General features: G+C 49.6%; 17 protein-coding genes. 16 read left to right on the forward strand and 1 reads right to left on the reverse strand.

Features of this window, described 5'->3' with window-relative positions; all coding sequences use genetic code 11:
• The first annotated feature begins 549 nt into the window (after positions 1-549).
• Positions 550-1,251, forward strand: a complete 702-nt coding sequence (locus tag IY568_RS10500; RefSeq protein WP_194867511.1) for a hypothetical protein — start codon at positions 550-552, stop codon at positions 1,249-1,251.
• A gap of 80 nt (positions 1,252-1,331) precedes the next feature.
• Complete coding sequence (locus IY568_RS10505) at positions 1,332-1,469, forward strand: hypothetical protein (protein WP_171045019.1); 138 nt, start codon at positions 1,332-1,334, stop codon at positions 1,467-1,469.
• Between the two features lie 51 nt (positions 1,470-1,520).
• Here IY568_RS10505 and IY568_RS10510 read toward each other — a convergent pair whose 3' ends face one another.
• Positions 1,521-4,514, reverse strand: a complete 2,994-nt coding sequence (locus IY568_RS10510) for an EAL domain-containing protein (RefSeq protein ID WP_194867512.1) — start codon at positions 4,512-4,514, stop codon at positions 1,521-1,523.
• A gap of 444 nt (positions 4,515-4,958) precedes the next feature.
• Between IY568_RS10510 and mraZ the strand changes: the two genes are divergently transcribed.
• Genes mraZ through ftsA form a run of 14 tightly spaced genes read left to right on the forward strand, consistent with a single transcriptional unit; the run spans position 4,959 to position 20,393 of the window.
• Positions 4,959-5,417 (forward strand): division/cell wall cluster transcriptional repressor MraZ, encoded by a 459-nt coding sequence (gene mraZ, locus IY568_RS10515; RefSeq protein WP_040644569.1) that lies wholly within the window; start codon positions 4,959-4,961, stop codon positions 5,415-5,417.
• 21 nt (positions 5,418-5,438) lie between these two features.
• Positions 5,439-6,374 (forward strand): 16S rRNA (cytosine(1402)-N(4))-methyltransferase RsmH, encoded by a 936-nt coding sequence (gene rsmH / locus IY568_RS10520; RefSeq protein WP_125558907.1) that lies wholly within the window; start codon positions 5,439-5,441, stop codon positions 6,372-6,374.
• A complete protein-coding gene (gene ftsL / locus IY568_RS10525) occupies positions 6,374-6,694 on the forward strand; it encodes a cell division protein FtsL (protein ID WP_194867513.1) in 321 nt (106 codons plus the stop codon). Before rsmH ends, ftsL begins: the two co-directional genes overlap by 1 nt.
• Positions 6,691-8,505: a penicillin-binding transpeptidase domain-containing protein gene (locus tag IY568_RS10530; RefSeq protein ID WP_125558911.1), complete on the forward strand. Its 1,815-nt coding sequence runs from the start codon at positions 6,691-6,693 to the stop codon at positions 8,503-8,505. The genes ftsL and IY568_RS10530 overlap by 4 nt, the downstream gene beginning before the upstream one ends.
• The gene (locus tag IY568_RS10535) at positions 8,495-9,973 is read left to right on the forward strand and encodes a UDP-N-acetylmuramoyl-L-alanyl-D-glutamate--2,6-diaminopimelate ligase (RefSeq protein ID WP_194867514.1); all 1,479 of its coding nucleotides are present in this window, start codon (positions 8,495-8,497) and stop codon (positions 9,971-9,973) included. Before IY568_RS10530 ends, IY568_RS10535 begins: the two co-directional genes overlap by 11 nt.
• Positions 9,970-11,373: a UDP-N-acetylmuramoyl-tripeptide--D-alanyl-D-alanine ligase gene (locus IY568_RS10540; RefSeq protein ID WP_194867515.1), complete on the forward strand. Its 1,404-nt coding sequence runs from the start codon at positions 9,970-9,972 to the stop codon at positions 11,371-11,373. The genes IY568_RS10535 and IY568_RS10540 overlap by 4 nt, the downstream gene beginning before the upstream one ends.
• Positions 11,367-12,449, forward strand: coding sequence for a phospho-N-acetylmuramoyl-pentapeptide-transferase (gene mraY, locus IY568_RS10545; protein ID WP_058796498.1), 1,083 nt, complete (start codon positions 11,367-11,369; stop codon positions 12,447-12,449). The genes IY568_RS10540 and mraY overlap by 7 nt, the downstream gene beginning before the upstream one ends.
• A gap of 22 nt (positions 12,450-12,471) precedes the next feature.
• Positions 12,472-13,797 carry a UDP-N-acetylmuramoyl-L-alanine--D-glutamate ligase gene (gene murD / locus IY568_RS10550; protein WP_194867516.1) on the forward strand — a complete coding sequence of 442 codons (1,326 nt, stop codon included), beginning with the start codon at positions 12,472-12,474 and terminating at the stop codon, positions 13,795-13,797.
• Positions 13,791-14,966 carry a cell division protein FtsW gene (gene ftsW, locus IY568_RS10555; protein ID WP_010383646.1) on the forward strand — a complete coding sequence of 392 codons (1,176 nt, stop codon included), beginning with the start codon at positions 13,791-13,793 and terminating at the stop codon, positions 14,964-14,966. The genes murD and ftsW overlap by 7 nt, the downstream gene beginning before the upstream one ends.
• On the forward strand, positions 14,963-16,027 hold the full coding sequence (gene murG, locus IY568_RS10560; protein ID WP_125558920.1) for an undecaprenyldiphospho-muramoylpentapeptide beta-N-acetylglucosaminyltransferase: 1,065 nt from the start codon (positions 14,963-14,965) through the stop codon (positions 16,025-16,027). Before ftsW ends, murG begins: the two co-directional genes overlap by 4 nt.
• A 38-nt stretch (positions 16,028-16,065) precedes the next feature.
• The gene (murC, locus tag IY568_RS10565; protein WP_125559181.1) at positions 16,066-17,475 is read left to right on the forward strand and encodes a UDP-N-acetylmuramate--L-alanine ligase; all 1,410 of its coding nucleotides are present in this window, start codon (positions 16,066-16,068) and stop codon (positions 17,473-17,475) included.
• Positions 17,472-18,380, forward strand: a complete 909-nt coding sequence (locus IY568_RS10570) for a D-alanine--D-alanine ligase (protein ID WP_125558921.1) — start codon at positions 17,472-17,474, stop codon at positions 18,378-18,380. The genes murC and IY568_RS10570 overlap by 4 nt, the downstream gene beginning before the upstream one ends.
• A gap of 1 nt (position 18,381) precedes the next feature.
• Positions 18,382-19,161 carry a cell division protein FtsQ/DivIB gene (locus IY568_RS10575; protein WP_125558922.1) on the forward strand — a complete coding sequence of 260 codons (780 nt, stop codon included), beginning with the start codon at positions 18,382-18,384 and terminating at the stop codon, positions 19,159-19,161.
• Positions 19,158-20,393 carry a cell division protein FtsA gene (ftsA, locus tag IY568_RS10580; protein ID WP_049863436.1) on the forward strand — a complete coding sequence of 412 codons (1,236 nt, stop codon included), beginning with the start codon at positions 19,158-19,160 and terminating at the stop codon, positions 20,391-20,393. The genes IY568_RS10575 and ftsA overlap by 4 nt, the downstream gene beginning before the upstream one ends.
• Positions 20,394-20,401: the final 8 nt, after the last annotated feature.

Raw genomic sequence — 20,401 nt, forward strand, 5'->3', positions numbered from 1 at the left:
AGGGAGCATCGGACATTGTTTTCTTTGAGAGTGTGATATCTCAAGCGCAGGGAGAAAAGGAAATTGGACGAACCAAACAAGCAATCGTGCTTATGGCGCTGATGTTTACTTTATTATTTTGTGTAAAACTCTGTAAGGTGAAATCGGGAGCCGAGTAGCTAAAAGCGGTGAAATGATGTTAGATGTTTTTATCTTTTTGTACTTACTCATTTGTACAACACTCTGGTTTGTGGATGTCACACGCTTTCACTTAATTCAGCGCAGCTTTGAAGGCATCCAAATTGCCGGTATATTGATTTCGGTGAGTTTTTCCGGGATATACTTTTTCTCAGGTCAGTTTGTTAAGTTGATACTTATCTTACCTTTTTTCATCTATTTGCAATCAAAATTTAAAACGTTCAAACAGATCAGCTAAAAGTCAGTATCTGAATGGAGCACGTTTATGTCCTTATCGAAGTTTGTGTTAGATATATTACGACTGTGCCTGAAGAACTGATATGTTTTGGGACCCCGAAGAAGCTTACTGAAGAAGTTATTAGGAATTGAGATATGAAGCTTATTTATGCTGTTTTGCTTTTATTCGTAGCTCTTACATCGAAAGTAGTTAATGCGACCAGTTTCGAGGGGGATATTTTGACACCCACAAAAGAGGTGTGTGATAAGTTTATTGAAGAGGGAGTTAAGCAAAGAGAGCCCGACTTATCCAGGTCTTATGCAGATTCGCTTTTTGTAAGCCAGCTAGATACTGTTGCACGCTGTTTGTATAAAAGGGGTCGTTCTAAACTTGCGATAGAGTTTTGGCTGCTGGCGTCTTCTTATGGCTCGATTTCGGGTGGAGAGCTTGGTGGCGTGTTTTTAATTGTACGTGCGGAAAATGTGCTTCAGATGCATGCAGGTTTAGCCTTGTTGCGCCAAACAGCTGAGCGTAGTGCTCAGGTGATGAATCGATACCATGTTCTTCGTGCGCTGGCATTATTACAGGGAAAATTTGAAAAGAAAAACAGAAAACTAGCGCTTAAAAATCTGGTGGATGCCTGGAAAGCGGGTTCTGCTCAGGCCACCTACTTAATTGCCTACTTCATTGAAAAAGGGATTTATAAAAAGAGTGAAAAACTGTCGAGTGCATACTGGAAGAAAGAGGGGGATAAACTGAGTGGAAATATTGGTTATAACCACTTTATTGATAATGCGCTATTGAGTGATGTATATGGGCCCCTTCTTAAGGGAATTAGAAACGGACAAGATGGCTAAAAGATAAGTCAGTCACTGACTGTTTTCACAGAGTGGGTGTGCGATGTCTTGCCCTGTCGTCAGATTGTGGACAGTGCTTCATGACGGTGAGCAGTCCACAATATTTTGTCGGTAAGATCCTGCGCAGTGGCTGTACTTTGCTGGGCCTTCTGTCAATTAAACCCCATGCTTTGGCTGTGTTGCGCCACCTGACACCACCCATGTTCTTTCGCCATTAGTTCTCACGGATATGCTTTAAAGAGGGTCACAGTGGTGTCTCTTAATTGCCGCTACCGTAATTTTTCTGACAGCAAAGCCTCTAAATCAGCCTGACTCATAGGTTTGGCGTAAAAGTACCCCTGGCCAAAGTCACAGCCAGCCTGTTTGAGTAGCTCATGTTGCGTAGCGGTTTCTATTCCCTCAGCAATCACTTTGAGCCCCAACTGGTGTGCCATCATGATCATGGTTTCACACAGCACCAGGTCGTCGTCATTATGCTCTATACCGTCAACAAAGCGTTTGTCTATCTTGATAAAGTCGGTGTCCATCTGCTTAAGATAAGCAAGGGAGGAGTAACCGGTACCAAAGTCGTCCAGCGCAATTGAAAAGCCTTGCTGGATAAGCTGGGCAAGACGTGCCTGACTGCGGCCTTCCCCCTGCATCATAAGGCCCTCTGTGATCTCAATGACAACATCTTCAGGCTTCAAATCAGCGTTGTTAAGCTGATCTTGCCACTTCAGCAAGCCGGTATGTTTGGCGTTGAATTGAACCGGCGATACGTTCAGGCTGATCTGAAAGGTACCATGTTGCTGCTGCAGGTGGCTGAGTGTTTGCAGGGTTTGCTGGAAGGCAAATTCACCCAATTGGTGGATCAGCTGGGTCTCTTCTGCCAGCGGAATAAAATGTCCGGGGCTGATCATGCCCTTGTCGGGGTGTTGCCAGCGGATCAGTGCTTCGGCCTTATGAATTTGCTGATTATGCATCGTTACAATTGGCTGATAGTACATCACAAACTGCTCGTCGGATAAGGCCTGACGCATATCTCTGAGCATGAGCAAGCGTTGTTCGCTTTGCTGGCGTAAGGCGGTGTCGAAACAGGCATAACCATTACGGCCCAGAGCTTTCGCCCGATACATGGCCTGATCAGCGGCTTTGAGCAGCAGTTCACTGCTATCACCGTCTCTGGGGCTGAGTGCAATGCCTATACTGGCACCTATGTGACAGTGCTCACCCTCGAGGATAAAGTCTTGCTTAAACAAGCTGAGCACTCGCTCTGCCAGCGCGATGGCATCGCTTTCAGTGCGGCAGTGTTCACAGATAATGACAAATTCATCGCCACCGATCCGCGACAAGGTCACGCCAGGTTGCTCCAGTGACTGCAATACTTTGGCAACCTGGGCCAGTAACTGATCGCCATAATAGTGCCCTAAAGTGTCGTTTATATCCTTAAAGTGATCGAGGTCGAGCAGCAGGATGGCCAGCGAGATATCAGGTGTTGCAAGCAAAGTATTAAGGTGCTTTTTAAGGCTATTTCGATTGGGTAGATCGGTCAGTGAATCATAGTGACTTTGTCGCCAAAGTTGCTCATCTTTCAGTTTGTTGTCGGTAATATCCGTAAAAATGGCCACTCTGCGATAAGACGAACCTTGTTCATCATAGACCGTATCTATGGTGAGCCACTCAGTATACAGTTCGCCATTTTTGCGTTGGTTGACTATCTCACCTTGCCAACGACCTGTCTCGTTGAGGGCATGCCACATCTGGCGATAAAAAGCGCGATCATGTTTACCTGAGTTGAGGATCGCAGTGGTTTTTCCAATTGCTTCCTGTGCGGAGAATCCGGTCACGGTCTCAAATGCCAGATTCACATCCAGGATGTAGCCATGAGCATCGGTGATGACCATGCCTTCACTGGAGTTGTTATACACCAGTGCTGCCAGGTTGAGCGCCTCTTCCTGACGTTTACGGTGGCTGATATCTCGGATCACGATAACGGCCTCTTCACCATGGTTCATACCCTGAACGCGCACTTCATACCCTTGCTGGGTGTCACCCTGGGTGTATTCCAGCAACAGGTGTGGTTGATCTTTAAGGAGTGTCAGCGCAACCCGGATCCGTTTATGGATGTGGTTTGGAAACAACTCGCTCAGAGTATTGCCCTGTTGTACCAAGGAGCCGTGTTTAGCAAGTACTTGGCCCTGTGCACTAACGCGCAAATAACTGTCGGGTAATGCCGAGAGTAGCGTTTGTAGTTCGGTGTGTTTATGGCTTAACTGTTGCTCGGTTTGCAGGCGCACATTGGCCATGCTTTCAAAATGTTCACCCAGCTTTGCCAGTTCCTGCGGCATAGTGTGACTGGTGAGGTCGACTGAGCGCCCCTGTGCCAGTGCTGCGATGGCCTGTTTGAACTGGGTCAATGGGTGTAACAGGGTTTTGTGCAGGCGATGACGTGCCAGCCAAATAAGCAGGCATAACAAAACAAAAAAGCTGCTCAGGACCAGCGCAAAGTGACGCTGTGTTTGTTGCCATGCGGCTTCGAACGGGAAAGCAAAGTAGATGGTCAGTTCGCCGCGTGCGGCGAGTAACGGCAGGCGAATATAAACATAGTGATGACCATTGGCATCACTCAGCAATACCGCCTGTTCATTCAGACCATCAGGCCAATCTTCGGCAACGGCTCTGCCTAGCGGCTCATTGCTGTATGGGTATTCGGCAACAATGGCGCGAGTGTGATCAGCAACCATCACGCGTGTGCCCTGTGGCAGCGTCAACCGGGACAGGGAGCGGCTCCAGTGCGATAGACGTTTTACCGCAATGATCACCATCGCGAGCTGGCCATCCTGATAAACCGGGTGGGCAAAGTTTAGTGTGGCGGTGTTAATGCTCCTGTCATGTTGATATTCACCGATACTAAAGGTGCCTTCATCTATCGCTTGTTGAAAATAGGGTCGATCGGCGATGGAGATGGGACCAGATATCTTAGACAAAGAGCAGGTTACCGTGCCATCGGGTGTTGCCAGGCCAAAATTGGCGAAGCTGGGAGACAGGTGCTGTGCACTCGACAACAACTGAGGGCAATGACCGCTTTGATGTTGCAGATTTTTGGGCTGGTAGGCCAATTGTTGCAGCAGCCGGCGTGTAGCGGCGATTTCGGCGTGTTGCAGGGTGGCAACCTGATTGGCGTACATCAGGGCTTGCTGCTCTTGTAGCTGCAGCATATTGCTGCGCTGTGCGAACAGTAACGCCAGGATCAGCAAAAGACCAGGCAGACTGAGTACTAGCATCAATCGGTAAAATCGCTGTTTTATTGATATTTCTTTAATAATAAACGCTCGCCTGGGTTTGAGGTGGCGGCATGATACAAGCGCAGGGCGCTTTAACCAACCCGTTTAAGCTAAATACTAGTCGAGAGTTATTAATTTTTCGGCCTTTTGGTAACACCACAGTGGCTAAAAATTTCATGAATGAAATATTCTCTAGTAATCAAAAAAGGGACGTTTTTGTGTGCAAAGATCCCAGATTATTTGTCTGCCCACATTTTCCCACCGATTTCATGGAGTTCCGCAAAACCCGCGATTTTTCTGGCCTGTAGACGAGTTAAGCCGTGTGATCCAACTTGACAAAAAGGCTTGTCAAGCCCTAGACTGTCATCCTGTGGGAAAATGTGGGTTAGAGTGGATCAAATTGGATCAAAGATTAGCTTATCGTAACAGGCCAAGCGGGTAATTATGTTCCGCGGCGCAAACTCTCTGAGTCTCGATGACAAAGGGCGCTTCTCGATACCTACCCGGTATCGCCAACCGCTGTTGTCTGAAGAACAGGGAGCCGTGATCTGTACTATTGCGATCAATGAACCATGCCTGTGGCTTTATCCGTTGTCGGAGTGGCGCGAAATTGAATCCCGATTACAACGACTATCCAATACTAACCCCAGAGTCAGACGCTGGCAGCGCATGTTATTAGGACATGCGGAAGAATATCAGCTGGACAAAAATGGCCGTATTCTGCTGGCGCCCACGTTGCGTGCTCATGCTGGTCTTGGCAAAAAGCTAATGCTGGTGGGATTGCTTAACAAATTTGAGATTTGGGACGAAGCTCGCTGGTATGAGCAAATGCAGGCCGATACCGAGATAGAGCGCAGTGGTGACGTGGAAGCGTGCCCTGAGCTGGACGACTTTTCTTTATAACTGGGGTGAAAACCAAATTTTATGGCGACAGAATGGCAACATATATCAGTGCTGATGGCTGAAACGCTGGATGCATTGAATATCCAACCCGATGGTACCTATATTGACGGCACATTTGGCCGCGGGGGTCACTCGGGTGAAATACTGAAGCGGCTGAACGAGCAGGGTAAGTTACAGGCCATCGATCAGGATCCGCAAGCGATTGCGGCCGCTCAGAAATTTGCCGACGATCCGCGTTTTAGTATTGCCCATAATCGGTTCTCGCACATTGAGAGCGTTGCCCGTGAGGCCGGCCTGTTGGGTCAGGTCGATGGTATTTTGCTGGATATTGGTGTGTCGTCCCCTCAGCTGGATGACGCTGAACGTGGCTTTAGCTTTATGAAAGATGGTCCGCTGGACATGCGGATGAACCCGATGGCTGGCCGCAGTGCTGCGCAGTGGCTGGCGGAAGCTGAGCTGGAAGATATGGTGTTTGTGATCAAAAAATATGGCGAAGAAAAATTTGCCCGCCGGATTGCGACCAAGATCATTGAAACCCGTGAGCATACTGAGATCACTTCCACCAAACAGCTGGCAGAGTTAATCGATGAAGCGGTGCCGGTAAAAGACAAGCATAAGCATCCGGCAACACGTACCTTTCAGGCCATCCGTATTTACATCAACAGTGAGCTGGAAGAAATCCAGACGGCATTGCAAGCCGCACTGGCGGTACTGAAACCTGGGGGTCGCTTGGTTGTGATCTCGTTCCATTCTTTGGAAGATCGCATTGTTAAGCAGTTTATCAAGAAACAAAGCAAAGGGGAGGCTGTGCCGCGCGGTTTGCCACTGACAGACGCGCAGTTAAAACAAAACCTGACGTTAAAGTCCGTAGGTAAAGCCATTAAACCCAGTCAGGCTGAAATAGATGCCAATCCGCGAGCACGTAGCTCGGTACTGAGAATTGCCGAGAAACTGTAATGAAAAAGCATCAGCGTCAGCCGAAGTTGTTCTTAGAGATGTGCCAGTTGTTACTGGCCAACAAGCTGACGTTTGTTCTGCTGGCTATGACCTTAGGGTCGGCGCTTGCGGTGGTGCAGGTAACTCACCTGACTCGCCAACAGCTGATAGAGCAGGACAGGTTATTACAAAAACGCGATGAGCTGGATCTGGAGTGGCGCTATTTGCTGGTTGAGGAAGAGTTTTACTCACAGCATGCGCGCATTGAAGAAGTGGCCAGAACTCAGTTACAAATGAAGCGGCCAACCAGTAAAGAAGAGCAGGTGATCGTATTACCATGAGCCCGGCGAAAAAGACCTCAGTCAATTTAATCAGCTGGCGCTTTGCGCTGGTCAGCGTGATGCTGGTGCTGGTGTTTGCCGCGCTGATCGCCCGGGCTGCCTATTTACAGGTGATTGAGCCCGATAAAGCCCGCTCTGAAAATGCTAAACGGACGGTCCGGGTTGAAACCGTGCGGGTGCAGCGCGGTATGATCTTCGACCGTAACGGGAAAGAGCTGGCAGTCAGTGTGCCTGTTGTCAGTGTCTATGCCGATCCCAAAGCGCTGGACAAAGCATTATCAAAAAAAGTGCTGAGAAAAGCCCGGCGCAATGGTGAAGATACTCAGGCTTTGGTTGATAACACGGCCGAACTGAGTGCCCGTAAACAGGCATTTTATCAGGACGAAGTACGCTGGCGTGAGCTGGCAGATGTACTGCAAATTAAACAAGAAAAGATAGACAAACGCCTGCGCGATAATCCCAAGCGTCGTTTTGTTTATTTAAAGCGCCAGGTGACGCCCGCGGTTGCCAATTATATTCGTCAGATGCGCCTGCCTGGGATTCATTTGCTTGATGAATCTAAGCGTTATTACCCCAATGGTGAAGTGACAGCGCATGTGCTGGGTGTAACCAACATTGATGGTATCGGCATCGAAGGTATTGAAAAGCTCTATGATAAAGCGATGACGGGCACCGAAGGGCGCCGCACCATTCGTAAGGATGCGCAGGGGCGTGAGGTCCAGGTACTGGCAGAAGAAGAACGGGTAGAGCCGGAAGATGTGCACCTGAGTATCGATCTGCGGATCCAGGCTATCGCATATCAGGCATTGAAATCGGCGGTATTGACCTATCAGGCAACATCGGGATCGGCCATGGTGGTCGATGTGCATAGCGGTGAGATTCTGGCGATGGTCAACAGTCCGAGCTTTAATCCCAATGATATGAGCGATGCAGCGCCCTATAAACGTCGCAACCGTGCCATTACCGACCTGTTTGAACCGGGGTCGACACTTAAGCCTCTGGCTGTATTAGCGGGCCTGGACCATGGTGTTATCCAGGCAGACGACACCATAGATACCTATCCAGGCTGGATGCGCCTCAACGGAGGCCTGGTTAAGGACGAGCGCAATCACGGTGAAATGACACTGCGCGAAATTCTTAAAATTTCCAGTAACATGGGAGTAGCTAAAATCAGCCAGATGCTCCCAAAAGAGTATTTTGTTGGCCTATATCAACAGGTTGGCTTTGGTGAAGACACCGGTACTATGATGATTGGCGAGAGTTCAGGCTTGTTCTATCCTAATCGCCGGTGGTCAGACTTTGAGATTGCGACCCTGTCTTATGGCTACGCTGTTTCTGTCAGTACCGCACAAGTGGCCAGGCTCTATGCGACGTTTGGCGCGGGGGGGATCTCCCGGCCGCTGACCATTATGAAGCAGGACGGACCGGTGCCTGGCGAGCGGCTGTTCCGTGAAGAAGACGCACTGGCAGTTGTTGAGATGATGGAGTCGGTCTTTGAAAAAGGGGGCACTGCATCCAATGTGATTGTTGATGGTTATCGGGCTGCTGCTAAAACTGGTACGTCGGAAAAGGCGATTGCCGGCGGGTATGGTGACGAGTACGTGGGTTATTTTGCCGGTGTTGCACCGGTCAGTGACCCTCGTCTTGCGGTGGTGGTTATGATCAATGAACCAGGTGGCGATGTTTATTACGGAGGTCATACGGCAGGACCTGTGTTTGCTGAGATAGTCTCTAATGCACTGAGAATTTTAAATGTGGCGCCGGACAAAGACCGCGTTGCTTATTTATCGAGGCCTGACAATGACACGTGACCTGAGCCAGGCACTGGCTTACATCGGGGTTTCATACCCAACGACAGTGATTAATGAATTGCGCCTGGACAGCCGTGAAGTGGGTCCGGGCGATTGCTTTATTGCACTTCGCGGTCATCAGCAAGATGGCGGCCACTTTGTTGCTGCGGCGCTGAGTCGTGGTGCTGCATTGGTGCTGGCGGATGCAAACTGTGTTGTTGATGTAGTAGATACGCGCGTATTGCAGATCTCCGGGCTGGCAGCCAAAGTGGCTAAGCTGGCTGCGCTATTTTATGGTGAGCCCAGTCATGCCATGACTTTGGTGGGGGTGACGGGGACAAATGGTAAGTCCACCACAACGGCGATGATAGCGCACCTGGCCAGTGCATGTGGTTTGCCAGGTGCCGTGATTGGCACCCTGGGTTATGGTGCACCTGATTTGCTCACGCCGCTGAATAATACCACTCCGTCTCATGTGGATTTGCAACGTATTTTAAATGAGTTGCGTCACAGTTATCAGCTGGCTGCTATGGAGGTATCGTCCCATGGACTCGTGCAGGGACGGGTGGCCCAGTGCCAGTTTGATGTGGCAGTGTTTACCAATCTCAGTCGCGACCATCTTGATTACCATGGCACAATGGAAAATTATGCCGAGGCGAAACTACAACTATTTAGTCACTGTGAGCCGAATTTTGGGGTGGTTAATATTGATGATCCCTGGGCACAACGCTGGCTACAAGCGAGTAAAATCGCCAATCCGGTGGGTTTTGGTCGCAAGCCGGCTGATGATCAATTACATGAAACGTTACACCACTTTGTATATTTTAGTGAGGCGCAATTTAACAGTCAGGGGATCCACTGCCGATTTCATACCAGCTGGGGTGACGCTGAGATCAGAACTCCCCTGTTTGGTGAATTTAACCTGTATAACCTGAGCGCAGCATTTGCAGTTTTACTGACTCAGGGGATCCCTTTAACGCAGTTGATTGAGGGGGCGGCGAAATTGCAGCCCGTGACTGGCCGCATGCAAGCTATTGAAGTGGCTGGAAAGCCAACGTGTGTGGTGGATTATGCCCATACACCAGATGCACTAGCACTGGCGCTGCAGGCACTGCAACAGCATGTTCCAGGCAAAGTGACCTGTGTGTTTGGCTGTGGTGGTGAGCGTGATAAAGGTAAGCGCGCGCTGATGGCGCAGGCGGCTGAACGGTATGCGGATACCGTGGTGATCACCAGTGATAACCCACGGGGGGAAGATCCTCTCGCCATTATTAACGACATTAAGGCTGGGCTCAGTAAGCCTGAGTATGCTCTTTGTCAGCCTGATAGGGCGACTGCCATACGCGAGGCAATTCAGGGGGCTGATCAATACAGCGTGATCCTGATTGCCGGCAAAGGGCATGAGGACTATCAGATCATAGGTAACCAACGCCTGGCTTTTAGTGATATTAGCTGGGCTCAGACAATATTATCAGGGGAAAGTGCATGATCAAGATGGATCTCTCTTGGCTTGCGGATGTATTGAACGCCCCTTTTGACGGGCAAGACCGCAGTGTTTCAAATGTAAATACAGATACACGTACAATTAGCGAAAACGAAGTGTTTCTGGCACTCAAAGGGCCAAATTTTGATGGCCATAAGTTTGTTGCTCAAGCGCAACAAAAAGGCGCGATTGCCGCCATTGTGGACCATCCAGTCGACGTTGATATTCCTCAGCTGGTTGTAAAAGATACCAGGCTTGCGCTGGGACAACTTGGTCAGGCTGTCATACGTCAAGTGTCGCCAAAAACTCTGGCGATTACTGGCAGTGTGGGCAAGACCACGGTTAAAGAAATGTCGGCGGCTATTCTTTCCCGTCTGGGCAAAGTGCTGGCCACGGCCGGAAATTTCAACAATGACATTGGCGTACCATTGACCTTACTACGACTCAGTGAAGACGATGAGTTTGCGGTCATTGAATTGGGTGCAAACCATATAGGTGAGATAGCTTATACCAGCGATCTGGTCAATCCTGATGTGGCTGTGGTGTGTAATGTTGCACCAGCACATATCGAAGGTTTCGGCTCAATAGAAGGGGTTGGTCAGGCGAAAGGGGAAATTTTCTCCGGGCTCAAAGACAACGGCGTCGCTGTGTTGAACTGCGACTGTCGCTTTGTGCCAATGTGGGAACAAACTCTGACCACTCAGCGTATCAGTCGTTTCTCAATGGAACAACAGCTTGATCTGTGGGTAGAGGATATCAATCTGGATACATTGGGCCGCGCTACCTTTTCACTGTGTCAGGGGACGCAACACGTTACTATCACACTCCCATTACCTGGTGAACACAATGTGATGAATGCCTTGATTGCGGCATCTTGTACCCTGCAGTTGGGTGCGACGCTGGAAGATGTCAAAGTGGCATTGGAAAATATGGCAGAGGTCAAAGGTCGGGTTAACCTGATCGAAGTGTCGGACACGCTGCGGGTAATAGATGATAGCTACAACGCTAATGTTCGATCGGTAAAGGCTGCCATAGACTTGCTAGCAAGTATGCCAGGCTATCGCGTGTTTGCGCTGGGTGATATGAGCGAGCTGGGCGAAGAGGCGCGGCAATATCATGAAGAAGTGGGCGAATATGCTAAAGAAAAAGGCATTGAAGCGCTGTTTTCTTTAGGGGTGTTGAGCCGCTATGCCAGCGATGTGTTTGAAACTGCGAATCGTCACTTTTCTCAGCGAGAGCATATGCTACTGGCAATTCAGCAATTACTGGCGCAGCGCGATGAAATCTGCACTGTGGTGGTTAAGGGGTCGCGCAGTGCACGTATGGAGCTACTGGTCGCTGATCTGGTTGAGGCTTCAAAAGTGAAAAACAACGATGCTGATAGTGAAGAGGAAAAACCATGTTAGCCTGGTTAGCAGAATATCTGACGCAGTACTATAGCGGCTTTAACGTTTTCTCTTATCTGACATTACGCGCGATCCTGGGGATCCTGACCGCGTTAATGATCTCTTTGTATTTCGGACCTAAATTGATCCGGAGCTTACAGAGAATGCAAATTGGCCAGACTGTTAGAGACGACGGTCCGGAATCACATTTATCTAAGTCAGGTACACCCACCATGGGTGGGTTATTGATTTTAGGTGCTATTTTTGCAAGTACGCTCCTGTGGGGCGACTTAGGCAACAAATACGTCTGGGTCACCTTATTTGTGATTGGTTCATTGGGTGTCGTTGGGTTTGTTGACGATTATCGTAAAGTGATCCGTAAAGACAGCAAGGGCCTGATAGCCAGATGGAAGTATTTCTGGCAGTCCGTGATTGCGATTTCCGTAGCTGCATTCATTTATTTCACTTCTACGGACCCGTCTGAAACGGTGCTGGTGGTGCCCTTTTTCAAAGATGTACTCCCTCAGCTTGGGCTGTTTTATCTGGTGATGAGCTATTTCGTGCTGGTGGGAACGTCCAATGCGGTGAACTTGACCGATGGGCTCGATGGTCTGGCCATTGTGCCGACCATTTTAGTGGCATCCGCCCTTGCCATTATCGCTTATGTCACCGGTAATGCCGTGTTTGCAAATTATCTCCACATTCCTCATATAGCCTCTGCCAGTGAACTGGTGGTGGTCTGTACGGCGATTGTTGGCGCTGGGCTAGGGTTTTTGTGGTTCAACACCTACCCGGCACAAGTCTTTATGGGTGATGTCGGCTCGCTGGCGTTAGGTGGCGCACTAGGTATCATCGCCATTTTGGTGCGTCAGGAGTTGGTGCTGGTCATTATGGGTGGTGTATTTGTGATGGAAGCCTTGTCGGTGATTTTACAAGTGGGCTCCTACAAGCTGCGTGGACAGCGGATTTTCCGAATGGCCCCGATCCACCATCATTATGAACTAAAAGGCTGGCCGGAGCCCAGGGTGATTGTGCGATTTTGGATTATCTCAATCATATTAGTGCTGGCGGGGCTGGCAACCTTAAAGATCCGCTAAAGCAGTACACTAAGGTGTTGATATGGGTTATTTAGAAACCTTAAAAAATAAACACATTACTGTGCTCGGACTGGGTGTAACCGGTCTGGGCATTGTGCGCTTTTTGGTGCGCCACGGTATTACGCCTAAAGTTGTTGACTCTCGACCTGTGCCGCCAGGGGCAGACTGGATGAACCATAATCTGCCAGAATGTGAAGCGGTATTTGGCCCGCTTGCTGAGGCTGCACTGAGTGCCACCGATCTGGTTGTGATCAGTCCTGGTGTGCCGTTATACGAGACCTGCGTTGCTCAGGCTATCGCCGCTGGCGTCGAAGTGATCGGCGACGTGGAGTTATTTGCACGGCTGAATGAAAAGCCAGTGATTGCTGTGACTGGCTCAAATGGTAAATCTACCGTTGTGAGTCTGGCTGCTGAAGTGTGTCAGCAAGCTGGTCTGAAGGTCGGGTTAGGTGGCAATATTGGTACATCTGTGCTTGACCTGCTGGAGCAGGACTTTGATGTATTTGTATTGGAGCTGTCGAGCTTTCAGCTAGAAACGACGCACAGTTTGCACTGTCTGAGTGCGATGATTCTTAATATTACCGAAGATCACATGGACAGATACCCGGACTTTGCCGCGTATTGCAAAGCAAAGTTGCGTATCTATCAGCAGGTCGATTGTCTGATCTATAACGCTGAAGACCCGCGTACCTTTGTGCCTCATGACAACGCATTGAGCGTGGCACTTGATAAGGCTGATTGTCGTTTAATACAAGAAGATGGGCAGAGTTACTTTGCATTACATGGCAAAAAGCTATGTCCGGTAGAGGCGCTGGCAATGCCAGGCAAACACAACCAGTTTAATGCATTAGCTGTGATCGCACTATTATCTCCTCTGGGGCTACCTGATAGCGCGTTCACTGCAGCCTTTGGTACTTTTAAAGGGCTGCCACATCGCTGCCAGCTGGTTGCTGATGTACAGGGCGTACGTTATTTTAATGATTCCAAAGCAACCAATGTGGGTGCGACTGTCGCGGCCCTGGAAAGTTTGGCTGGTGAACAAGGCCAGATACTGTTGATTGTGGGGGGGGACGCTAAAGGGGCTGATCTGTCGCCACTCAAAACCCCTCTACAGCACTACTGTAAAACGATTTTTTGTTTTGGTAAGGATGGCGCTGACTTTATGCCATTACACCCTCGCAGCCAAATGGTCAGCAATCTGAGTGAAGCGGTGGCGCTGGCTGCTCAGCAGGCAACGGCCGGAGATCTGGTATTACTGGCACCAGCTTGTGCCAGCATTGACATGTATGCCAACTATATGGCCCGTGGTGAGGAGTTCTGTCGATTAGTTGAGGGGCAGACATGCTGAGTATGACCGCACTGCGACACAACTTCACCCCAACCTCTTCGGATTCGTTGTTCGATGTCCCGTTGCTGTACGCCATGTTGTGCCTGGTTGGGATTGGGTTTGTAATGGTGACCAGTGCATCTATGCCGGTGGCTGAGCGCTTGTATGATAATCCGTACCACATTGTTACGCGCCACAGCATGTTCTTGGTAATGGCAATGGTGTTGTTCTGGCTGAGCACCACAGTGCCCATGACCTGGTGGAAGCGATTTAATCCATATTTACTCTTACTGGGTTTGGTACTGTTGGCCGTTGTGCTGGTTGTGGGACGCGAAGTGAATGGATCAAAGCGCTGGTTGCCCGTTGGCCCAATCGGTTTTCAGGTTGCTGAAGCCGCGAAACTGTTTTTCTTTAGTTATATTGCCGGCTATTTGGTCCGTAAACGGGATGAAGTACAGGAAAACCTCAAAGGGTTTGCAAAACCCATTATTGTGTTTGCTGTGTATGCTTTTTTGATCCTGATGCAGCCCGACCTGGGGACTGTCGTGGTGATGTTTGTCACCACCGTCGGGCTGTTGTTTTTGGCCGGTGCAAAACTTTGGCAGTTTTTTGCTCTGATGCTGACCGGTGTGTTACTGGTGGTGATGTTGATCATTTTTGAACCCTATCGTATGGCGCGTGTGGTTGGTTTTCTTGAACCCTGGGAAGACCCCTTTGGTAAAGGCTATCAGTTAGTGCAATCTCTGATGGCCTATGGCCAGGGGGGCTGGTTTGGTCAGGGGTTGGGTAACAGTGTTCAGAAGTTACAGTATTTACCGGAAGCACATAACGACTTTATCTTTGCCGTGGTCGCTGAAGAACTCGGGTTTATCGGCGTATTTTGTGTTTTGATGACGCTGGCCACACTGGTCTTCAGAGCTCTGCTCATCGGGCAAAAAGCACTCAAAGCAGGTAAAGAATACGAAGGCTATTTAGCGCTTGGTATTGGGATCTGGTTTGCGTTCCAGACCGTGGTTAATGTCGGTGCCAGTGCGGGTATGCTACCAACCAAAGGGCTGACTTTGCCCTTCATCTCCTATGGAGGCTCGAGCTTATTGATCATGACCATTGCAGCTGGTTTGTTACAGCGCATTGACTTTGAGACTAAGCTGTCGACGCGTCAGGCAACCTCGCGCGGAGGTAAAAAATGACCAAACGATTACTGGTGGTCGCTGGTGGAACTGGCGGACATATTTTTCCGGGAATTGCGGTGGCCAAAGCACTTGAGGCACAGGGCTGGCAAGTATCCTGGATCGGCACCGCAGATCGGATGGAGGCGCAAGTGGTACCTGCGCATGGGATTGACATCGATTTTGTTAATGTCAAAGGCGTGCGTGGTAATGGCATTAAACGTTTGCTCACTGCCCCGTTAATGGTGCTTAAAGCTGTGTTTGCAGCTAAGGCGATTATTCGCAACCGCCGCCCGGATGTGATTCTTGCAATGGGAGGCTATGTGACCGGACCTGTTGGCCTTGCTGCCAAGTTGGCTGGAGTCCCTTTGGTGATCCATGAGCAAAATGCAGTGGCCGGACTGAGCAATAAATTGCTGGCGCGTATTGCAAGCAGAGTATTGGCTGCATTTCCCCACGCTTTTGCCGAGCGCAGCCATGAGGTTGTCGGTAATCCTGTACGCTCAGGCGTGGCTCAGATAAGTCCAAAGCGGCCAGGTCAGGCTGTCAACGTGTTAGTGGTGGGCGGCTCTTTGGGGGCTAAGGTGCTGAATGATACAGTGCCTGAGGCTATGGCGCTGCTTATTGAGGCGACATCGTGTGATTTACAAGTCTGGCATCAAAGTGGCAGGGGGAATGATACCGGCCTTGAGGCTGACTATCAGCGCTATGGCTTGCAGGCCAAAGTAGCAGAGTTCATTGATGACATGGACCAGGCCTATGATTGGGCCGATGTGGTGGTGTGTCGCGCAGGTGCTTTGACTGTCAGTGAGATCGCGGCCGCGGGCAAAATGGCGGTGTTTGTGCCTTTGCCTCATGCCGTTGATGACCATCAGACTGCTAATGCGCGTTTCTTAGTGGATGAGTCGGCGGCCTTGTTGATCCCGCAGTCTGACTTATCTGCACAGCATTTATGTGACACTTTGGTACCTTATTGTCGTGACCATGCCCTGATCTGGGAAAAAGCGAATAAAGCAAAAGCCTGCGCTCAGCTGTCTGCAACTCAGTCAGTCGCAGCGATTTGCGAAGAAGTAACGAATTAAAAGAGATAACAGTGAAAGAAATTAACAGACGCAGAGCCATGAGGCGCATTAATACCATCCACTTCATCGGAATTGGTGGCGCTGGTATGGGCGGTATTGCGGAGGTATTGGCCTTTGAAGGGTACCGAATTACGGGTTCTGACATTGCTCAGAATGCGATGACGGAGCGTCTTATTCGTGCTGGGGCTGAAGTCTTTATTGGCCATGATGAGAATAATATTAAGGATGCTGATGTCGTGGTGGTCTCCAGTGCTATCGATACCAGCAACCCTGAGATCCAGGCAGCCAAGCGTGCCCGGGTGCCAGTTGTTCGCCGTGCGGAGATGTTGGCTGAATTGATGCGTTTTCGTCATGGTATTGCGGTGGCGGGCACACATGGTAAAACCACAACGACCAGTTTAATTGCCAGTATTTTTGCTGAAGCCAGGTTAGATCCAACCTTTATTATTGGCGGCTTGCTTAACAGTGCTGGGAGTAATGCGAAGGTTGGGAGTAGCGATTACCTAATCGCAGAGGCGGACGAAAGTGATGCATCATTCCTGCATTTGCAGCCCATGGTCTCGGTGATCACGAACATCGAAGCGGATCATATGGATACGTATGATGGTGATTTCGAAAAGATGAAAGACACCTATGTCGAATTTATACATAACTTGCCGTTCTATGGCCTGGCGGTGGTGTGTACTGACTCGGAGGTAGCCAAAGAGCTATTGCCTCGGTTCGCCAGACCTGCAATTACCTATGGGGAAAATCCCGAGGCGGATTACCGTATGGTGGACTTTGAACAAACGCAGAGTCGCAGCTGTTTTAAAGTGGTACATAAATCTGGTGAGCAGATCGAGGTAACGTTGAGCATGCCCGGTAAGCACAATGCACTGAATGCCACTGCGGCCATTGCGGTGGCAAAAGATCATGAGATTGGCAATGAAGCGATTCTTGCTGCTCTGGATAAATTTGCAGGGATTGGACGCCGCTTCCAGCACTATGGTTCGTTCCAAAATGAACGTGGTGAAGTGATGTTGGTAGATGACTATGGTCATCACCCGTCGGAAGTGGCTGTGACGATCCGTGCAGCTCGTGCAGGCTGGCCAGACAAACGTCTGGTTATGTTGTATCAACCGCACCGTTATACCCGTACCCGTGACCTTTATGAAGACTTTGTGAAAGTGCTCAGCGAAGTCGATCAGTTGTTGTTGTTAGATGTGTATAGTGCGGGGGAAAGCCCCATTGTCGGGGCCGACAGTAAGAGTTTATGTCGCAGCTTGAGACAGCGTGGTGTGGAGCCAATCCATGTTGTGGACGGCCAGGACTTAAAAGCGGTTCTGGCAGATGTATTACGCGATAACGATCTGGTGATCACTCAGGGCGCTGGGAATATTGGGCAAATCGTAAAACAACTGGCAGCAACAGAGTTGTCGGTCGAAAAGCTGAAGCAAGGTGTATTATGAGTAAGTTTGGCAAAGTCGCGGTGTTGCTGGGTGGCTTGTCTGCTGAGCGAGAAGTGTCACTAAAGTCGGGTCAGGCAATTATCAACGCTCTGGAAGAAGCGGGCATTGATGTGGTGCCATTTGATCCGGCTGAGCGTAATTTGTGGGAACTAAAAAGCCTGCAAGTTGATCGGGTATTTATTGCCTTGCATGGTCGTGGTGGTGAAGATGGTACTGTGCAGGGGGCGCTTGAGTTTATGGGCTTGCCTTATACCGGTAGCGGTGTGTTGGGCAGTGCATTAGCGATGGATAAGGTCCGCTGCAAACAATTGTTTGAGTCTGCCAAGCTGAGTACGGCTCGTTATTGTGTGGTCACAGCGACTCAGGAAATTGATACCACGGCACTGATGGCCAAATTCGGCAAAGTCATGGTTAAACCCAGTCATGAAGGCTCCAGCATCGGCATGACTCAGGCGACGTCGGCGCAGGAGCTGCAAGCCGCGCTCAATGAAGCATTTAAATACGATGATGAAATTTTGATTGAACAATGGATTGAGGGCCGCGAGTTTACCGTCGCCATGCTTGGGGAAGATGCGTTACCAGTGATAGAAATGCGCACGCCTCGTGGGTTCTATGATTATCAGGCTAAGTATCAGGTCAACAGTACGGAGTACTATTGTCCGGCAGACATCAATACCGCTTACACTGAGCAGTTACAGGTGATGGCTAAACATGCTTTCGAGTTGGTGGGCGCAACTGGTTGGGGCCGAGTGGATGCGATGCAAGATGGTAATGGCCAGTTTTATCTTCTTGAAGTGAATACGGTCCCTGGTATGACAGAGAAATCACTGGTGCCGATGGCCGCGAAGCAAAATGGGTTGTCATTTAAGCAATTAGTTATTCGCATTTTGGAGCAAACCCTTTAATATGCGTGCTCTTTTGGGAAAAATCGTCGCGTTAAGGCAAAGCATCAACTGGTCTTTGCTGTTTGGTGTCGGCTTTTTCCTGATAGTGCTTATTGGTCTGATGCAAAGTGGATTGTGGATCCGAGACTGGTTGACTCAGCACAGAGACACTCAAATTAAGACGCTGACGGTGCTTGGTCAGCCCTATTACACAGCCGAAAATGACATCGTCCTGGCGATCCGCAAAACGGATCTGTCGAGTTTTTTTGAACTGGATGTCAAGGCGGTACACGATGCAGTGCAAGCGTTACCTTGGGTAGCCACTGTCTCAGTCAGGAAGCAGTGGCCAGATGCTTTGCAGGTATATGTAGTGGAGCATCAACCAGTAGCGTATTGGAACAGTGACCTGTTATTAAATCATGCTGGTGGCGTATTTCAGGCTAACAGCACACGACTGCCAGAGACTTTGCCCGAGCTGTATGGTCCGGAAGGCAGTGAAGTGGAAGCCTGGCAGACGTTTTTACAATTAAAAGAAATGCTGGCTGTCAATCAGTTTAATTTGGTCAGCCTGGCACTCTCTGAGCGTTTTGCCTGGCAGCTATGGTTGGATAATGGCATACGGCTTAACCTCGGTCGGGAAGACAAAGCACAGCGTGTGCAACGATTTATAGATGTTTATCCGAGGCTGGAAAAGCCTGAGGGAGCTCAGGTCGATGTGATTGACCTGAGGTATGATACGGGACTGGCGGTTAGCTGGAAGTTCAGCCAGAACGAAGACAATAAAGATAAGAGTAAAGCATGACCAAGTCGGCAGAGAGAAACTTAGTGATTGGACTGGATGTGGGCACCTCCAAGGTGGTCGCAACGGTTGGGGAGATCACCGCAGACAACCAGTTGAGTATTGTGGGTGTCGGGAATCAGGTTGCCCATGGCATGGATAAGGGTGGCGTGAATGACTTGAACCTGGTGTCTGACTCCATCAAGCGGGCCGTTGATGAAGCCGAGTTGATGGCTGATTGTCGAATTAGTTCAGTATACTTGGGGATTTCGGGTAAACACATTCAGTGCCAGAACGAAAGTGGTGTGGTTGCGATTAACAATAACGCGGAAATTACCGATGACGATATTGCCAATGTGATCCACATTGCACGTTCAGTGCCTATGTCAGCTGAACGTAAGATGTTGCACTCACTGCCTCAGGAATACAGTGTGGACATGCAAGAAGGCATTAAAAACCCACTGGGTATGAGTGGAGTGAGAATGGAAGCTAAGGCGCACATCATTACCTGCTCAAATGACATGGCAAAAAACATCGAGAAATGCGTCGAGCGTTGTGGTTTACAAGTCGACCAGCTGACCTTTACGGCACTGGCATCCTGCTACTCTGTGCTCACTGAAGATGAGAAAGAATTGGGCGTGGCAGTGGTGGATATTGGTGGTGGTACCATGGACATTGCTATCTATGTCAATGGCGCACTGCGTCATACTGCCGTGATCCCGGTCGCTGGTAACCAGGTGACTGGAGACATTGCAAAAATTTTCCGCACCCCTATTTCTCACGCGGAATCGCTGAAGGTACAATATGCCTATGCCAGTAGCCAGATGGCCAGCAACGAAGAAACGATTGAAGTACCCAGCGTAGGGGGGCGACCTGCGCGAATTATGTCTCGGCATACCTTATCTGAGGTCGTCGAGCCCAGATTTCGAGAGCTGTTTGAGCTGGTGCTTGAAGAGATCCGACGTTCTGGATTTGAAGATCAGATTGCCGCAGGGATCGTACTGACCGGCGGCAGTGCAAAAATGAAAGGTGCATTGGAAGTGGCAGAAGATATCTTCCAGATGCCCGTTCGTGTTGGTAAGCCTGTAGGGATAACAGGGTTAACCGATTATGTTGATGATCCGGCATACGCAACAGCGGTAGGTTTGTTACAATACGGCCGTACGCTGCAAGTCAAGAATGCACACAGGACAAAAGCGGATGCCGAAGATGGTTGGTGGAACCGGATCACTAAGTGGTTCCAAGGCGAGTTTTAAGCTCAAGT

This window comes from Pseudoalteromonas sp. PPB1 (assembly GCF_015356275.1).
GTDB classification, from domain to species: domain Bacteria; phylum Pseudomonadota; class Gammaproteobacteria; order Enterobacterales; family Alteromonadaceae; genus Pseudoalteromonas; species Pseudoalteromonas rubra_D.